Origin of the sequence: Acanthopleuribacter pedis, from assembly GCF_017377855.1 — a bacterium.
Lineage (GTDB): Bacteria > Acidobacteriota > Holophagae > Acanthopleuribacterales > Acanthopleuribacteraceae > Acanthopleuribacter > Acanthopleuribacter pedis.
Map to the genome: position 1 here is coordinate 246,873 of NZ_JAFREP010000017.1, position 15,240 is coordinate 262,112.

General features: G+C 51.9%; 17 protein-coding genes. 6 read left to right on the forward strand and 11 right to left on the reverse strand.

Features of this window, described 5'->3' with window-relative positions:
* Nucleotides 1–116: 116 nt before the first annotated feature.
* Together J3U88_RS18795 and J3U88_RS18800 are read right to left on the reverse strand one after the other, a co-directional pair.
* Nucleotides 117–551 carry a VOC family protein gene (locus J3U88_RS18795; RefSeq protein WP_207860482.1) on the reverse strand — a complete coding sequence of 145 codons (435 nt, stop codon included), beginning with the start codon at nucleotides 549–551 and terminating at the stop codon, nucleotides 117–119.
* 84 nt (nucleotides 552–635) lie between these two features.
* A complete protein-coding gene (locus J3U88_RS18800) occupies nucleotides 636–1,463 on the reverse strand; it encodes a helix-turn-helix domain-containing protein (RefSeq protein ID WP_207860483.1) in 828 nt (275 codons plus the stop codon).
* A gap of 269 nt (nucleotides 1,464–1,732) precedes the next feature.
* On the opposite strand from J3U88_RS18800, the gene J3U88_RS18805 reads away from it, so the two are divergent.
* Nucleotides 1,733–2,269 (forward strand): hypothetical protein, encoded by a 537-nt coding sequence (locus tag J3U88_RS18805; RefSeq protein WP_207860484.1) that lies wholly within the window; start codon nucleotides 1,733–1,735, stop codon nucleotides 2,267–2,269.
* A 356-nt stretch (nucleotides 2,270–2,625) separates the two neighbouring features.
* Here J3U88_RS18805 and J3U88_RS18810 read toward each other — a convergent pair whose 3' ends face one another.
* Nucleotides 2,626–3,450, reverse strand: a complete 825-nt coding sequence (locus J3U88_RS18810) for a class I SAM-dependent methyltransferase (RefSeq protein WP_207860485.1) — start codon at nucleotides 3,448–3,450, stop codon at nucleotides 2,626–2,628.
* Between the two features lie 266 nt (nucleotides 3,451–3,716).
* Here J3U88_RS18810 and J3U88_RS18815 point away from each other — a divergent pair, with 266 nt between their 5' ends.
* A complete protein-coding gene (locus J3U88_RS18815; RefSeq protein ID WP_207860486.1) occupies nucleotides 3,717–5,390 on the forward strand; it encodes a sensor histidine kinase in 1,674 nt (557 codons plus the stop codon).
* Nucleotides 5,353–6,057: a response regulator gene (locus J3U88_RS18820; protein ID WP_207860487.1), complete on the forward strand. Its 705-nt coding sequence runs from the start codon at nucleotides 5,353–5,355 to the stop codon at nucleotides 6,055–6,057. Before J3U88_RS18815 ends, J3U88_RS18820 begins: the two co-directional genes overlap by 38 nt.
* Nucleotides 6,058–6,422: 365 nt before the next feature.
* Here the strand turns inward: J3U88_RS18820 and J3U88_RS18825 are convergent, their stop codons facing one another.
* A complete protein-coding gene (locus J3U88_RS18825; protein WP_207860488.1) occupies nucleotides 6,423–7,070 on the reverse strand; it encodes a hypothetical protein in 648 nt (215 codons plus the stop codon).
* Nucleotides 7,071–7,338: 268 nt separating this feature from the next.
* On the opposite strand from J3U88_RS18825, the gene J3U88_RS18830 reads away from it, so the two are divergent.
* Nucleotides 7,339–7,653, forward strand: a complete 315-nt coding sequence (locus tag J3U88_RS18830) for a hypothetical protein (protein WP_207860489.1) — start codon at nucleotides 7,339–7,341, stop codon at nucleotides 7,651–7,653.
* Between the two features lie 352 nt (nucleotides 7,654–8,005).
* On the opposite strand, the gene J3U88_RS18835 is transcribed toward J3U88_RS18830, so the two are convergent.
* The 5 genes from J3U88_RS18835 to J3U88_RS18855 form a co-directional block, all read right to left on the reverse strand.
* Entirely contained in the window at nucleotides 8,006–8,893 is an 888-nt protein-coding gene (locus J3U88_RS18835; RefSeq protein ID WP_207860490.1) for a hypothetical protein, read from the reverse strand.
* An 88-nt stretch (nucleotides 8,894–8,981) separates the two neighbouring features.
* On the reverse strand, nucleotides 8,982–9,176 hold the full coding sequence (locus J3U88_RS18840; RefSeq protein WP_207860491.1) for a hypothetical protein: 195 nt from the start codon (nucleotides 9,174–9,176) through the stop codon (nucleotides 8,982–8,984).
* A gap of 361 nt (nucleotides 9,177–9,537) precedes the next feature.
* The gene (locus J3U88_RS18845; protein WP_207860492.1) at nucleotides 9,538–10,455 is read right to left on the reverse strand and encodes a 6-bladed beta-propeller; all 918 of its coding nucleotides are present in this window, start codon (nucleotides 10,453–10,455) and stop codon (nucleotides 9,538–9,540) included.
* 51 nt (nucleotides 10,456–10,506) lie between these two features.
* On the reverse strand, nucleotides 10,507–10,665 hold the full coding sequence (locus J3U88_RS18850; protein ID WP_207860493.1) for a hypothetical protein: 159 nt from the start codon (nucleotides 10,663–10,665) through the stop codon (nucleotides 10,507–10,509).
* Between the two features lie 246 nt (nucleotides 10,666–10,911).
* A complete protein-coding gene (locus J3U88_RS18855; protein ID WP_207860494.1) occupies nucleotides 10,912–11,742 on the reverse strand; it encodes a PP2C family protein-serine/threonine phosphatase in 831 nt (276 codons plus the stop codon).
* A gap of 443 nt (nucleotides 11,743–12,185) precedes the next feature.
* Between J3U88_RS18855 and J3U88_RS18860 the strand changes: the two genes are divergently transcribed.
* Together J3U88_RS18860 and J3U88_RS18865 are read left to right on the forward strand one after the other, a co-directional pair.
* Entirely contained in the window at nucleotides 12,186–13,073 is an 888-nt protein-coding gene (locus J3U88_RS18860; RefSeq protein WP_207860495.1) for a tetratricopeptide repeat protein, read from the forward strand.
* Nucleotides 13,074–13,084: 11 nt separating this feature from the next.
* The gene (locus J3U88_RS18865; protein WP_207860496.1) at nucleotides 13,085–13,321 is read left to right on the forward strand and encodes a hypothetical protein; all 237 of its coding nucleotides are present in this window, start codon (nucleotides 13,085–13,087) and stop codon (nucleotides 13,319–13,321) included.
* 17 nt (nucleotides 13,322–13,338) lie between these two features.
* Here the strand turns inward: J3U88_RS18865 and J3U88_RS18870 are convergent, their stop codons facing one another.
* On the reverse strand, nucleotides 13,339–14,421 hold the full coding sequence (locus tag J3U88_RS18870) for a hypothetical protein (protein WP_207860497.1): 1,083 nt from the start codon (nucleotides 14,419–14,421) through the stop codon (nucleotides 13,339–13,341).
* A 442-nt stretch (nucleotides 14,422–14,863) separates the two neighbouring features.
* On the reverse strand, nucleotides 14,864–15,040 hold the full coding sequence (locus J3U88_RS18875) for a hypothetical protein (RefSeq protein WP_207860498.1): 177 nt from the start codon (nucleotides 15,038–15,040) through the stop codon (nucleotides 14,864–14,866).
* Nucleotides 15,041–15,240 lie beyond the last annotated feature (200 nt).

Sequence of the window (15,240 nt, forward strand, 5' to 3'; positions counted from 1 at the left end):
TAAGAGGCGCGAGTTATCGCGTTTCTCAGGTCTTAGGTTGAAGAAAGCGTGTGCTTGTTCCCGGACAAGCACACGCTTTCTTTCATGTTAACCCTGCGGTTGTTTTAGCGCGGAAATCAACCGTTTTGGGCGAGCAGGCGGCGCTGGGTTTCTTCCGGGGTTACCACTTCTTTTTGGGTGGCAATCCACCAGGAAATCCCGTTGCTGCTGCGGACACCGGCCGAGCGGTCACCGTAGAACTGGTCCGCCGGTGCCATGATGGTTTCGGCACCCGCCGCGAGGGCCGCCGCGTAGCTTTGGTCGCAATCGGGTACGTAGACATGAACCATTCCCGGCAACGCCTGTTCTGGTCCGCCGGCCAGGCCGATCATCACCATGCTGTCGCCAAACAGGACCTCGGCGTGTTTGACGCGGTTTTGGTCATCGTGGAGCCGCGCTCTGATTTCGGCACCAAAGGTCGCGGTCAAAAAGGTTAACTCAGCCTCGGGGTTTTCGAGAACGAGGTAGGGGCAAACCGTAAAATAGCCCTTGGGGGCGCTGCTGTGTGTCATTGGGATTCTCCTTTTTTCCTGGGGTTTGGGGCGCGAGTGCCATTGTGCGTTTTTCCCCGCCCGCCGTATTGGAAAAAAAGGACATCACTCCCAAATGGGCAGGTGGTTCAGCCGGTAACCCCTTCGCAACAGGTAGGTTTCGGGAGCAAACCCCGAAAAGGCTTTGAACTCGTTGATCAGGTGGGCCTGATCGTAAAAGCCGTGGTCCAGCGCCAGTTCGGACCAATCCCGCGCTGGTGCCTTTTCCAGGCGCTCAAGCGTGGCCTGAAAACGCGAGACGCGACAATAGGTTTTGGCCGTCATACCCACCGCGTTTTGGAACAGGCGGTTAAAGTGGCGCCGGCTAAAGCCGAGCTGGTCAATCAGCGCCGCCACCCGGGCTTCAGGTTCCCAGCGTTGCATGAACCGGCGCGCGACCGACACCGCGGGATCGGCCTGGCGCCGCAACCGCCGGCGGAGCCAACGCTCGAGGATGTGAAACTGCTCTTGCGGTGCGCTGCAAGCGCGCAACAAATCGCTGATGCGCCGCCCTTCGCCGCCCCACAGGTCCGCGAGGGAAACGTGGTGACCGCGCAATTCCTGCAAAGGCATGTCGATGAAGGGGGCCAGGCCGCCCGCTTGAAAATGGAGCCCGACCAGGCGACGCGGGGTGTGGGTGGCGATGGTGAACCAGCCGGTTTGCGGGCCGCACACCAGGTCGCTGCTGTAGGCCGCGAGGCCTTTGTCGTGGCGCGGGTTGTGGAGCAGGTTCACCGGATCGTCTAAGTTAAAAACGATCTCGACCGTGCCCGTGGGCAGCAGGCGTTCGCGGGGATGGGTTGCCGCCGGGCCGGTCATGGCCCACATCACTTGGAGGTGCGGATAAAGCGGTGGTTGCGGTTGTCTGGCGTGAAAAACAGTGGGATCGACCATCGGGTTCCTGCTGAAACGAAGCCTTTCTGGGAAACCTAATCGATGCAGCCCCGCTTGTCCAGCTTCGCGAGAGGGACCCGGGGGCACCTTGGCCGCGGCGACGGTTTGGAAGGGCCGGCCGCCGTGGGTTTCGGTTGTTTTGTGTTGTTTCCGCTACGGCCTGTCGGGTGTTGTTCCGATACCTTATATAGATGGTCCGTGAAACCAGCCGAGTTTAACGAAGTGATTAAGCGTTTTTCCTGATGAAAATTGGCAAATTGAGAGGTGGTTTGTCATTCGCCGTTGCGAAAGGACAACTGCCGTCATTTCAAATCGACGAATACGAGATCATGAACATATGCCGGTACACATGGGCACCGGGCCGCGATCCTTTTGTGTCCCCGGAAGATTTGTTTACCGCGCCGCCCGATGCGCTTTTTCCATTGATTGACACCTATCTCAAGTTGCAGGGTTTCTATCTTTTGCAGGGGATGGCGTCGAGCGGTTGGGAAGAGGCGGATGCGACCGTGGCAACCGGGGTCCTTGCTCTGACGATGACCCATTCCTTGGCATATGATGTGCCGCGACTCTCCAGGGAGGCCGCTTATGCCCGTGCCGCGGCCTTTGTTGGGGAGTTTTCACCCCTGGCACGGTTCCTTTTATCAAGCGATGTTTATGATCTTTCACTCGAACCCGACGGGTTCCCGCCTGCTTCTTGGCGCGGGATGCTCTGTGGCCGCGGCCTCACCAATTGGACTTTTGGGGTGGGTCAGATTGCGGTGGATTTCGAAAAAATAGGTGTCTATTGGATTCAAGATGAGGATTAGTCGATGAAGTTGGCGCTTGGGGTCACCTCTTCCGCTAATTGTTTTCATTGATCGTTTGCGCGGTGACCTTGGTTGCTGAGTTGCACCCTCATAAGGATGGAACATGAAAATAGATCGGCGATTGAATGATCTTGTGGTTGCCGTGAATCACGAATGTAACCCAGCCCGTGTCAAAGAAATCGTCGCCGGCGGGGTTGACGTGAATGCTGCGACGGGTGCGGGCTGCACAGCGCTCATGTTTGCAGTGATGCCGAATGAATACGGAGACCACAAGGGTCCAGTTGCCGGGAGCCGAGCCTGGATTCGCGGGAAGGGCGGCGTGACCAAACCGTCACGCCGTCGCCAGGATCGTCGTTTTAGGCGCCTTTGCCCGGTTTCACAAATTTGAGGGTCATGCGGTCGCTTTCGCCAATCGCCTGCCACTTGGTCCGGTCCGCATCTTTGTCTTTGTGATAAAGCGTGGGCGGCAGGGTCCAAACCCCGTACGGATGGTCTTTGGTGTCCTTGGGATTTGCATTGATTTCGGACTTGCCCGCCAGCTGGAAACCCGCCTTCTCAGCCAGCGCGATCACCACCGCCTCGCTGAGGTAACCCCGTTCACCCAGGGGACCCGCGGCGGCTTTTTCGCCGTCCCGGTGTTGCACCACGCCCAGGATACCGCCGGGTTTGAGTAAGCCGTAAAACATCGCGAACATTCCGTCGGGGTTGCCGTCGTGGGTGATGAAGTTGTGGACGTTGCGGAAGGTGAGTACCATGTCCGCGGAACCCGGGGCGACCCCTTCCGCCTTGGCGTCGCGTATCGCCGCGCGCTGTACCTTGTTGTAGATCGGGTTGGCCGCCAATTTTTCGGCGAACCGTTGGTGGCCTCGTTGGACCCACTTATTATCGGAATCCAGCGGGTGGCCCATCGCGATGTAGGTCCCTTCTTTTTGCAAGTAGGGGGCGATCACTTCCGTGTACCATCCGTGATCGCCGGGATGAATTTCAATGACCGTCATGTTTGGTTTAAGCCCGAAAAAGGCCAGGGTTTCCGCCGGGTGACGTGCCCCGTTGCGGGCCTTGTGTTCCGCCGAGCGGTGGGCTCCGTCGGCGATGGCTTCGAGGCTGTCTCCGGCAAAAACCGAAACCAAGGCGGTCATCAACAATAGTGTGCCGCGCAAAAAGAGGGTGTGGTTCAACATGTCTGTTCCTTGAGATGGACTGATGCGCGCGTTTTGGAAACGCGGCAACCAAGAGAAAGGTACAGGTTGGTTCCGTTAAACGGGTGGAGCCGTCGTTAAACGATGACAAAGAGTTGTTAAAAGTTGCAAAGCCGGTACAAGATGACCTTGGATGGATTGTTCCACGGGCGCGCCCGCAAAGAACCGCGCATCCTCCCAGCGCAACCAAGTGTTGCGTTTTGCGCTATTCCCGCGGGAACCGCGAGGCATGTGCTGAAGGTGATGTCATGGCCGGATTGTTGGACAGCCTAAAAAACGGTTTGGCCGGGTTCTCCGCCCGACAGCTCATGGGGTGGGGCGGTGTCTTGTGTTGCCTTCCCCTGGGTTTGTTGCTGCTCATGCAATACCGTTGGCTGACCCATGTGGAAGCCGTGACCCGTGAGGCCGAGCGGGCCAACATGGCGCATTTTCTAGACATCGTCGCCGAAAAAACCGAAACCCATTACCGGCAAGTGGCGCGCGATTTGGTACAGCTTCCGCCCGCGTTGCTCGTCGGCCCGTTGCCGCCCTTGCTGCAGCACTACCAAAGCATTCCGAGGGAGCAGCTTGAATCCGTGCGTTTCCTGTTCCATATGAGCTTCGTCGGCGAATTCGAGCAGGAATCGCGGGTGTTTGATCCCGACACCGGCGACTGGGCCAAACAGCTCCCCGACAGCACCTACAAAAAGATCAACCTTTCGGCGATCCACTGGTGGGCCTGGCATAAAAAGAAGCTGGACGGTGCGCCCGCCGGTTTGGTAACCAGCCATTACCTGCCCAACCATCCCATCATCATGAAACGCATACCCAACGCCGAGGGCACCGTGATCGGTCTGGTGGGGATCGTGTTGGATGATGCCGCCTTCGAACGTTTCCTTGCCGACACCCTGCCCGCCACCTTGGCCGCGACTTTCCCGGGGTCGGGCAAACGCGTCGAGGTCACCGACCCAGGCGGCAGCCCGCGTTTCGAGACCGAACCCCTGATCGCCGGCGGCGCCCAAGCCAAAGTAACCCGACCCTTTGCCATGGTATTCACGGATTGGCGCATAGCGGTCCACACCAACGGCGGCCCAACACCCGGTTTGGCCGTAACGACCCTCACCGCCAACGCCCTGGTCTCGCTGCTGTTGGTCGCCGCGGTCGCGCTTGGGATCGGTTTCACCATGCGGACCGCGCTCAACTACCGTCAACTGTCCGACATGAAATCCGACTTCGTTTCCAACGTCTCCCACGAGCTGCGCACGCCGATCGCCTCAATCCGCGTGTTTGGCGAGCTGATGCGCGACGGGAAAATCGCTTCCATGGAGAAGGTCGCCGAATACGGTCGGTTCATCGAGGAGGAGACCCGGCGCCTCGGTGGACTGATCGACAACATCCTCGACTTCTCCAAAATCGAATCGGGCCAAAAACACTACCGCCCGGTCGAAACCGACCTCATCCCGTTGGCGGAAACCATCATCCGCGGTTTCGAGCAAGGACCGGGCCGCGCCGGGATCGCCTTCAAACGGAATTTCCCCCAAACCTTGCCGCCCATTAAATTGGATGCAAACGCCGTGGGCCGCGCCCTGTTGAACCTGCTCGACAACGCCGTCAAATACGGACCAAGCGAGCAAACCATCGAAATCGGCCTTCGCTTGGAAGCCGACCGCGTCCTGTTATGGGTTAAAGACCAAGCGGGCGGAATCCCCGCCGGCGAGCAGGCGCGCATTTTCGAACGGTTCCACCGCATCCCCACCGGCGCCGTGCACCAGGTGCGCGGCAGCGGTTTGGGGCTGGCGATCACCAAACATATCGTCGAGGGACATGGTGGTAGGATGGGTTTAACCAGCGAAGAGGGGGTGGGCAGTTGTTTCGAAATGAACCTGCCAATCGACGGGGGAACGGGTGAGCACGGAGCGCAAAAAAAGAGTCCTCATCGTTGAAGACGATCCAGCCCTAATCCTGGGCCTAAAAGACGGCCTGGCCTTCGAGGGTTTTGAGGTACAGCACGCCGCCGACGGCGAAACCGCCTTGGCGATGGTTCGAAGCGAACGCCCCGACGTGGTGGTGCTGGACATCATGTTACCCCGCAAAAGCGGCCTCGATGTCTGCCAAACCTTGCGTGCCGAGGGCGACACCGTCCCGATCATCATGCTGTCGGCGCGGGGCACGGAAATTGACCGCGTGTTGGGCCTTAAAATCGGCGCGGACGACTACGTCACCAAACCCTTCAGCATGGCGGAACTGGTCGCGCGCATGGAAGCCATCTGGCGCCGCAACGGTTTCCAAAGCCAAGCAGCAAACCAGCCGGCCCGCCTGCAATTCGGCATGGTCGAGGTCGATTTCGAAAAGCACGCCGCCTGGAAAGCGGGCCAGCCCTTAACGCTGACGCCGCGCGAATTCCTGATCCTCGCTTATTTCGCCAAAAACATCGGCCGCGTCATCTCACGAACGGAGCTGCTACAAAAGGTCTGGGAATACGAAGGCGAACCGGTAACACGCACGGTCGACACCCACATGGCCAACCTCCGCAAAAAAATAGAGCCCAACCCAGAAAAACCAAACCACCTGATCACCGTCCACCGCCTGGGCTACAAGTTCAAAATTTAAAAAACAAGGTGCCCCCGTCAAAGAGGAAGCTTTGCACGCATGTCTCACAAGGATTCGCCGTGAGAAGCAGAAAGCCTTGTGAGTACGAAGATGACGACCATGCCACGGTGCAGCGGTCCGAGCATTCGCGGGGCCGACCTTTCGCGGGGCCGACCTTTCGCGGGGCCGACCCTTCGGCGTAGCAGCTGAGGCGAAACCGGCTCGACCGAGAAAGGCGGATGGCCGCCCCGCGGAAGGCAGCCGTCTCGTAATTGCATGGGTTGCCCCGTGCAGAATACCTTGTGAGAATTGCGGGTTAGGGCCAAATCGTGGTCGAAAACATGGGTTTGGACCACGATTCAGCCTAGAACAGCTATAAAGATAAATTATTCAATTGGGGGACCGTCGGGACCCGAGCAGCGTGCACTTCTCAAAGTTGTATAAAAACTCGAGCCGTCATCTAGTTTGACACGGACATTTAACGTATCTGAGGCAGGGTAAAAGCTCAGGCCAATTGTCTCGGCGTAGGGACCGGAGTAAATCAGATGTTCCGCATATTGGTATCCATTATCTGCGACAAACACCTTCATTGTTGAAGCCCCCGCCGCGACAGCGGCGCTGACGGCAATCACTCTGCGGTTTTGGTGACAGCCAACCCGTTCAATACTCACACTTTCTGGGTAGGGTTGGATCGGTTTTCTCGTGGTCACTGTTGTGTATTCCACATCGTAGTCCACGTAAGGCAAGGTGATGCGACATGCGCCGGGCGTGGGAACCGGATGGCCCGTCGGAACCACATTTCCCCAGGGGTCCCGATGAATATAAAGGGTCCGAACGGGGTGTCGGTCGGTATAAAAGGTCAAGGTATCCCAATAATCATTGGCATACTCATAATATTGACATGATGCTCCACCATAATAATATGGGTAATAGGTCGGGACGGTTTCAGTAACGATCTCCCAATCATCATACCAGCCGCCCGCAAATACAGGCATTGAAACAAAACAAAGGCAAAGTAACCGGGTGATATTCATTGAGTTCTCCTTGTTTTTTAACAATTACGGCGTTTAAGTAAGGTCTTGAGATGCTTGGGTGTTTGGTCGGATAGACACAAATTGGGTAAATCCCTCATGCCCGTTGCCGGCTCATGAGGCCCTTCAGCTTCTCCTGTTATTTGTTAAGCAATCTTTTTCGACGATTCGAATCAAAAAATATTATTCGCAGAATGCACAACCCAGGCCGGCTTCCCAAGCCACAACGAAAACATTTCGTTTTTGGGGCTCATGTCCGATTGGGTCTTTGATGAGCGGGGGGTGGGTATTTTTAGGCTTGATTGCAAGCGCGTTCAATCCCTTGGTTCAAGGTGCCCCGCTTGCACAAAACAGGTGCAAAAAGAACGCGATCCACGTTTCATCGGTTTTGGTCGGCACTTTTTTGTTTAGGCCGCAAGTATCTGAAAAAATGCGTGGTAAAGAGGAGGTCGGCGCAACTCACCAAAGCAGGGTGTTTGATAAAAAAAACGGCGAAGAAACCGCTTGTGACGGTTCTTGTTTTCTCCCTGGTTCGGGTGACTTGGCCGTGCGGCAACATTGCGCAATCAAAGCTAAAGGTCATTAAAAGCGAGCCGTTAAACGGCCTGAACCCATAAACAACAAAAGCACCCGGCTCGCTTTGCGAGGGGTGCTTTTTATATCTAGCCGTTGGTGGAGTACAGCGGTTTTTTCCACTTCGAACCGGCAAAACCGCTTGTAACCCGTGATTTACGGATATCGCGGAACGTGGTTTTGATTCCGCCGAGACCTATATTTCTCCGTTTTGGGCCAGATAAAACCGCCGTTTTCGCTGGCGGAAAGTGGTTTGCGATTCCGACGAGAGGAAGAGCGAGCGTCGGAAAACCATTTTTTCCAAACCTGCGGCGGCTTAGAAGCGGGTTACAAAACGGCCCAAACAATGGTTGGGTGACCGAGAATCAGAGGTTCGCCACGTTGATTGTCATCGTTCCTTCCTCTGTGTCGAAGTTTAGCGCTTTCCCCTCAAAGCGCGCGAGAGTTACGAGGTTGTCAGAAACAGCGTGTAGCTTTCCATCTTGAAGCCTGTAGCGTTTGCGCATCACTTCACCGGTGCCGGAATCCGTAGGGTAAACATCGAACCAAACAGCGGTTGCATCGGAAAAGACGGTGTGAATCAGGGCGTTGTATGGGTTTCGCTTGTATAGCCTGCTGTTCTTCTTTCGCATGACCGGTGGAAGCTCAGGTAACAACCGCCGAACCACGGCAAATGAAGAATCGTGCTCTACCAGAGAGCCAAACTTGCTGTGAAAAGCAAAGTAAGAACCGTTGTTGTTGAAAAAGTAAACGGTGTGATGTTTCTCTGAGTGAAACCGGTGCAGCGGTTGGAATTTTCGTTGTTCAAGGTCTAACACGGTCAGCACATGAAAGCCCTCATCATCAATGAAGTTGCACAAGAACATAGCCCGCTGAATTGGCTGAATTCCAACCCAAAGCATGTTTGGCGGTAAGCCCTGAAATGAATCAAGGCGAATCGTTTCCTTTAAATCTAAGTTGGCGGAAACGTGATAAGCAAGCTTGTTTCGGATTATCAAAAAGCCGTCTTGGAACGGGATGATTTTTCTTGAAATAAAGATTTTTAGACGTGGGTCGTCGAGTTCGCGAACTACCTCTTCTTTAAGATCAATGATACATAACTTTGTTTTCATTTGAGAAAAATTCAACACAGCTAGATGGCCGTTATTCTGAGCTGCCCCGTGTAGGTCTTGCACAAAGTAATCCGACAGCGGAAAGCTAGTGCTATGTAATTCTGAGGCGTATATAAATAAAACGAAAACACAGGTAAGCATGATAGATTCCTTGTTTGCTTTATGAATTCAAGGGCAAGCTAAAACGGCTGGCTTAATACCTGATCAAGCCAGCCGTTTATGTTAAAGCTTAAAGGTCTTGAAGCTCGCATTCGGCCCAGTCTCGCTCGATTGCTTCCCAGTCGCCAGGGCGGCAGGGATAAGGGTAATCTTGGACCGAGCAATCATAGATTTCATCAAGAATGTCAAGGCAGTCTGGTGCAGATGCGAACGAAAAGGAAGAGAGCGCACACGAGGCCAAGAGTAATACTAAAAACTTTTTCATGTAAATCTCCTTGTTATCCATGTCGGTTTGAGTTTTTTCAGAACCACATCGTTTTACTGTTGCTATTGATATCACAAAACCTTTACTAAGCTCACCATGTAAACCACCGCTTGTCTAGTTTATATTTTACTAAGAATTGCGCCATCGAGATCTTGGCTTGGTTTAGCAATTAGAGTCAGAAAAAATAGTGGTCTTACGAGGGATCAATTCTTAGGTTATAATTGCACGCCATGCTATTAAAGGCTGCATGAGATCGCGGGTGTTATCTCAATGTAGCTATTGCTTTTTCTATGCGGGCACCGTTTGATGGGGCATTCGGCGATTCGTAAGACTCGAAGCAGAATCCATGAGAATTAACGAGCTATTCTAAGTTTTTTTTCCATTCGGTTTCTGTGAAAACTTGAATCGATTGATTTTCCAAAACTAGCGCCCATTTTTTATCAGGCAAGCTGTATCGAATGAGCCGAATGTGTTCTTTGAAATTCTTGCGCTTTTCGATTCTCTGAGTTGCCATATTAAGTTTGAATAAAATCGGGCTGGCACCGGTCTTTCCCTCTTCGCTTGCTGCAAACCAGATTCCACCCTCGGGACCAACTTCGTAAGTGATACCCGAAAAATATTTCGGCAGCCTCTCACCATTTACTGCGGTCTCATGAATCGGCAAAAAGCCACTTCCGTCCCATGCTGAAACCAAATCACCTTCTGTTGTAACTTCTGCAACTTGGTCTAAAAAAATCATCCCTATTACGAGATTCCCTGTGGGCGTCGCTGTTGCTTCTATCCCTCTCCATAGCGACGCATATCGGCTCGATGGGGAAGGCCTAGACCAGTCTTCTAGGTTCTGTAGCGAAAAGGTCTTAACTTCGCCCTTGTCAGGATCTATTGAGCTAAATACCCCTTCGAGGTTTACAGGTGATGCGACTAGCTTACGGCCTGTTAAGTCCAAGCTGCCGGAAATTTGTGCCAAGCGAACCTGTTTTAAATATTCTCCGGTCAAACTGTATACTGAAATTTTTGATCCCTTCTTGTCGAGTGCGAAAAGTTGATCTTTATATCCTACAAGGGCGGAGGTTTGTTCGTTTTCGCCTGGACCCTGGCCTTGCCCCGCAAAAGACCGGACATGATCTCCATTGAGGTTTAGTTGATGTATTTGTCCCGTATCTCGGTCGGATGTATAAATGAAATTTTGAAAAATCACCAGATCTTCTATTCGGTGAAAGTTGTCAGAATTCTCTGTGTTAATTGGTTCAATCATGAATATCATTATTAATGTTAGCACTTTTTCTCCTTACGCAAGGGGCAAGCCTTAGCAACTTGCCCCTCAAGTTTATTATGCAGGGCGGATGCAGTCAGCGTAGAGGGTGTTACACAGCAATTCAGACCCGTTCAGGCTGTAGCATCGATTGAGGACATCGATACAGGTTGCTTGTGCTGCGCCGACAAAGCAAAACACCAAAGCGAGAGCAATAAGAATCTTTTTGATTTTCATGGAAACTTCTCCTGAGATAGACATAAACCCTTTTGATAGGTATATGCGAAATTTATGGTTTTGGTGTTTCCTGGGAGATAGGTCATGTTTCGAGGACAACTCCAGGTGCGAATTCTATCAATTTGGAGAAAATTGGCGAGTGATTTTTCTTAAGTTACTTTGCCGAATGGGGAAAAACCATTCCAGCACAGAGGCGTGGATTCGTGCGTCGGCAGCCCCATCGACGCTTGGTTAGGAGGACCATGATTACAAGACTTGGCACAGGACAACGGTGATATCGTCTTTTGAGCCCTTATAAAGCGCGGCTTGAACAAGGTTTTTCGCGGCATCTGCCAGAGATCTGTTGGACATCTTAAAAACCATATCCTTCATCGCGTCAGGAGTAAGGACTCCATGGAGGCCGTCAGAACACAAAACCAAAAAATCGCCACGAGAAAGCTGGATGCCGCCGCATTGCGGCGCTAGTGGGTAGGCCTTGCGTCCGAGAAATTGGGTAAGGCAGCCTTTGTAATTTTCGGCATCATGCCCCGACGGAAAGACGAGCGTTTGTTCTGACGGATCGAAAGCATGATCAGTGGTAACCAACTGAATTTCATGTTGGTGGTTGATGTGATAGAGCCTGGTGTCGCCCACGTGGACGAAATGGAGTTGGTTTCCTTCGAGTGCGATTGCGCTGAAGGTTGTGCCCATATCTCTCAGGTTCGGGTTTCGCGTTGCAAGCTTTGTGATCCTGATGTCAGCGGTGAAAAGGGCTCGCTTAAGCGCTTGGAGAATGAGCGGGGCCGTTTCTTCCTCATCGTGCCAAATAGGCGGCCAGCGCCATTGGTTCTCTATGACGGCCTGCGAGACTGTGTCGGCAAATGTTCGAATCGCGCTTCGTGCCGCTATGCCGCCGCCGTCATGGCCACCCATTCCATCTGCAACCGCCGCGTAGAAAGGGCCTTTAGATGAATCTTGAAGCGACAACAGGTGATCATCTTCAATCATCTTTCGATCTTGGCCCATGTGTGCGCATGTCGCCGCGATGATCCGTAGGGGTTCGTCTTTAAGGGTTTTTCGTTTGAGCCAGTTAAACATTTGAGCAATCCTCTAAAAAAAACCGTGACCGCACTGTCTAGCGGCCTGAATCAGGAACACCAGATCTAAGCCCAAGTCAGTTGCGGTCACGGCGCATGCGCGGCCGCGCTGGTGGCTTCCACCGGTCATGCTCGACGCTATGGGCAGGTTAGAGCTTTACCACCTGCTCATGACACCATTCGAGGAAAGTATGAGCGCCTTCAAGGATCATGGCGTCTTGCGTGACGTTGGCAATTAAAGGCTTTTTCAAAAAGCGCGTAAAGGCGAGAGGGGTTGCCCTGCGCAAGGTCCTTTAACTAAAACGTTTGTGCCACCTGGGCAAGTGTTCCTGCTTTTGCTGGCAAAAAACAACCTTTTCGTGTGGATGAAAAATGCTAGAATGCGAGCGCGTTCTATTTGACGAAAATTAAACATGCCTGCTTTCCTGATTCGGATGGTTTTTGATGAAATTTGCATTGATGGTGGTTATCCTTTGTTCGGCTCACGCGAAGGAATTTAAGACTAGCCATGAAAACCCGTACCAAACGGGCATTGAAATAGCAATGAAGGGCGGCCCGGAACCGGCGAAACGCTATTTCGCGGCTTGCCATCGTGAGACCGGCGACAAAATGTGTTACTACGGCTTGGCCTATTGCTTGTATCTTTCGGGAGAAAGTGAAAAGGCGCTTAAAATGGTAGAGACCATTGTCGCGAGTGGCCCGCATTCGGAAAAATTCATGGGCGATCTTGAGATGCTCAACGGCTTAATACTGTTACAATACAGAGACTTTGAGTTAGCCGAGCACCACTTTGATGCAGCGTTGCAGCATTATGAGAATGCCGGGCACGCCATTAATATCTTTAAGACGCTTACCGCATTGGCTAACGCTAAAATGGCCTTAGGCAAGTTGGCTGAGGCGGAGCAATTGCTAGAAGAAGCCAACTATATTGCGATCCGTGATGATGTGAACCTGTCCTATTTGCATTCCTTGCGAGCCATCACCCACTACACCATGGGAAACTTGGCTGCTGCCGAAAGGTTCGCAGCCTTGTCGGTGGAGGAATACCGGGCTTTGGGAAATACCCGTGCCGTCATGGGGATGCTAAGCTGGTTGGCGTTTTATAGGTACGAGCAAGGGAATTTAGAGTTTGCGAAAGATACTCTAGATCAAGCGGTCGCAATGACTAAAAATAGTCCCGAAACCTTATCAACTGAATTGATTAGAGCATACATCTATAAATGCGAGAATCCGAATGGGTCTAACGAATTGTTTCAGAGAAAAGCACAAGCTGAAAAAGACTACTTCATTCAGCGCTTTCTAAAGACCGCCATTAATAAGAAGTGCAAATAAGGAGTCCTTCTATGAGCAGTATTGATAATGCCTATCGGCTTAATGTTCAATCTCAACCTGTTGCCGAATCAAAGCCAACAGAAAACAGTGTAACTCAAGATGAACCACGTCGGTTTTCCGATGATGATGGGTTTGAGTTCAGCGCCGATGCACAGCAATTGTCCGCGCTTGAATCCAACTCGCCGGCCGTAACCTCCGCTGATGATCCTTTGATTGGCAGCTATCCTTTGCCGCCAAGTCATCCTTAAATAGGTCTTTAAGGTACTTATGGCGCTGGTGCTGTGAGGCGTTCGACTGCCGGTACAACCGGCGGCTCAAAAAAATGTGTTTTCCGTTTAACTGTTCTCATGCTTTCCCCATCGGGGAAGATGATTTGAGATGTGGGAAGCACAACAGCTTCAATTTTCTGTTTCGTGATGGTTGTCGGTTCATTCAAAAGGGAGAATGTGGCGACACCCACAGTTAGTGCCAGAATAGTAAACGACAAGAGAATGCCCGTCTTCCGAGGGAGGCGGGCATTGCTTCTTTTTGGTGTTTTATTTTTTAGCGGCAAAAACTTAGGGCTGCGCTTAGGGAGGGGTGTTTTTGTTGCTGGCAAAAGCACGGTTCTGTGCCCAGGGAGGGCGGTTTTTGCCGTTGGAACAAGTGAAACACAAGGCTTTCTTTTAGAAACGTTAGTTTTCTCTCGGGGGGCTTGTGCACCGACTGATAATGCCTGGTTTTGGCTCTTAAGTCTCGCTAGGAAGGCCTTTCTTAAAGGTTCTGGCGGCTCGATTCCCATGACCGGACAGCAGCGTCCTGTAGCCCATGAAACGGCAGCGTCAAACGTTCTTACGGGGATCAGATTCAGCCAATTAACATCGTCATGGTCACCACCGCCGTAAAGCTGGACGTGATCACGTAAAAGTTCATTTACATCTGAAAATTCAGAGACCAATCCGTGATTATCCGGCAAATATAATGGGGGCATTCGATAGTCTCGTGCTAACAGAACATGACAAAACGCCAATACTGCAACATGAAGCCCATAAGGCTCAACTGCTAATTTAAAAACACAGCCAGAAAAAGCACTGTAACGCTTGCCGTTTTTGCCAAACTTTATTTGAAATCTAATATACAAACTTAGATGTCCGTATTCATTCTTGAGGCGAAGTCGGTACCTTTCTAGCGACTCATTTTTTCTACGGCGATAACCATCGAAACTATGGTTTATCGAGAGACTTCGCAACCTTTTTCGTGACCTTTCGGTTTCCGAAGGAAGGCCAAGTCTGGCGGCTTCAACCGGTGTGTAGCAAGTTACGCAATTCATTGCCAGAATGATTGATAATGTCGGGACTTTATATCTCATTTAGGGGCTCGTGCGGAATTGATCGGTTATTTTACCATCTTCACTGGAAAATTTAGTGAAAACAACACTGTCCTTGCAGGTGTTGAGTTAACGAGTCACTAACAGCCAGGAAGTCACAAAAATACACAGGCAGACGTTAAGAGTCTAGAAACAAGCATCTTGCGAGAAAAAGACGCTTGCCTTGCCAGAATATCTTTAAAGGATAGCGGGCCTGCGGGAGCCGTTCAAGGAGCCAAGCATACAGTGCTCAGTCTTATGATTGAGGAATCGGAAACCATGATCTTTTTCGGATTAAGTCGGTAACGTCATTAACAGTTTTGATTTTTTTTCAAAATAAAAAACCGCGCAGCATCACAGATTGCGACGGGCGTTAATAACGCAGTCTGATTCTGTGAACTGCGCGGTTTCGTTATTTCCGAGCGTTATACAAACGCCTTAGTGCTTAAAGACCCATTTCAGCATTTATCCGGTCTTGGTACGACTTCATTAAGCCCCATTTAAGCTGTTCACCCCATTCACTATCACTACCCCACTGATCCAAGGGTTTATCCTCTACATCTCGTGGGCGAATGCTTGCTTCGGGTTTGATTTCCGCTTTCAGGTTTGCTTTTTGTTCCATTCGTCTCGCGCTGAACACAAGCTGCAACACCGCTTTGGTTGCTTTTTGTTCACCTTCGTTCAGCTCTGATAATGTAAGCCTACCAACGAGGGTTCAGACGCAAAGCGTCGAGACGGCTACACTTCCTGGAAAAGGTTCAGGAGGTTGCTTTGGGAAAGCTAAGAATCGAGCCAAAACAGAAATCGCCGGGTTTCATTCGT

Coding starts and splice junctions, on each gene's coding strand:
- J3U88_RS18870 (WP_207860497.1), bottom strand. CDS start 14,421: ATGAGATATAAAGTCCCGACATTATCAATCATTCTGGCAATGAATTGC.
- J3U88_RS18825 (WP_207860488.1), bottom strand. CDS start 7,070: ATGAATATCACCCGGTTACTTTGCCTTTGTTTTGTTTCAATGCCTGTA.
- J3U88_RS18865 (WP_207860496.1), top strand. CDS start 13,085: ATGAGCAGTATTGATAATGCCTATCGGCTTAATGTTCAATCTCAACCT.
- J3U88_RS18850 (WP_207860493.1), bottom strand. CDS start 10,665: ATGAAAATCAAAAAGATTCTTATTGCTCTCGCTTTGGTGTTTTGCTTT.
- J3U88_RS18875 (WP_207860498.1), bottom strand. CDS start 15,040: ATGGAACAAAAAGCAAACCTGAAAGCGGAAATCAAACCCGAAGCAAGC.
- J3U88_RS18800 (WP_207860483.1), bottom strand. CDS start 1,463: ATGGTCGATCCCACTGTTTTTCACGCCAGACAACCGCAACCACCGCTT.
- J3U88_RS18855 (WP_207860494.1), bottom strand. CDS start 11,742: ATGTTTAACTGGCTCAAACGAAAAACCCTTAAAGACGAACCCCTACGG.
- J3U88_RS18835 (WP_207860490.1), bottom strand. CDS start 8,893: ATGCTTACCTGTGTTTTCGTTTTATTTATATACGCCTCAGAATTACAT.
- J3U88_RS18840 (WP_207860491.1), bottom strand. CDS start 9,176: ATGAAAAAGTTTTTAGTATTACTCTTGGCCTCGTGTGCGCTCTCTTCC.
- J3U88_RS18795 (WP_207860482.1), bottom strand. CDS start 551: ATGACACACAGCAGCGCCCCCAAGGGCTATTTTACGGTTTGCCCCTAC.
- J3U88_RS18860 (WP_207860495.1), top strand. CDS start 12,186: ATGAAATTTGCATTGATGGTGGTTATCCTTTGTTCGGCTCACGCGAAG.
- J3U88_RS18810 (WP_207860485.1), bottom strand. CDS start 3,450: ATGTTGAACCACACCCTCTTTTTGCGCGGCACACTATTGTTGATGACC.
- J3U88_RS18815 (WP_207860486.1), top strand. CDS start 3,717: ATGGCCGGATTGTTGGACAGCCTAAAAAACGGTTTGGCCGGGTTCTCC.
- J3U88_RS18830 (WP_207860489.1), top strand. CDS start 7,339: ATGAGCGGGGGGTGGGTATTTTTAGGCTTGATTGCAAGCGCGTTCAAT.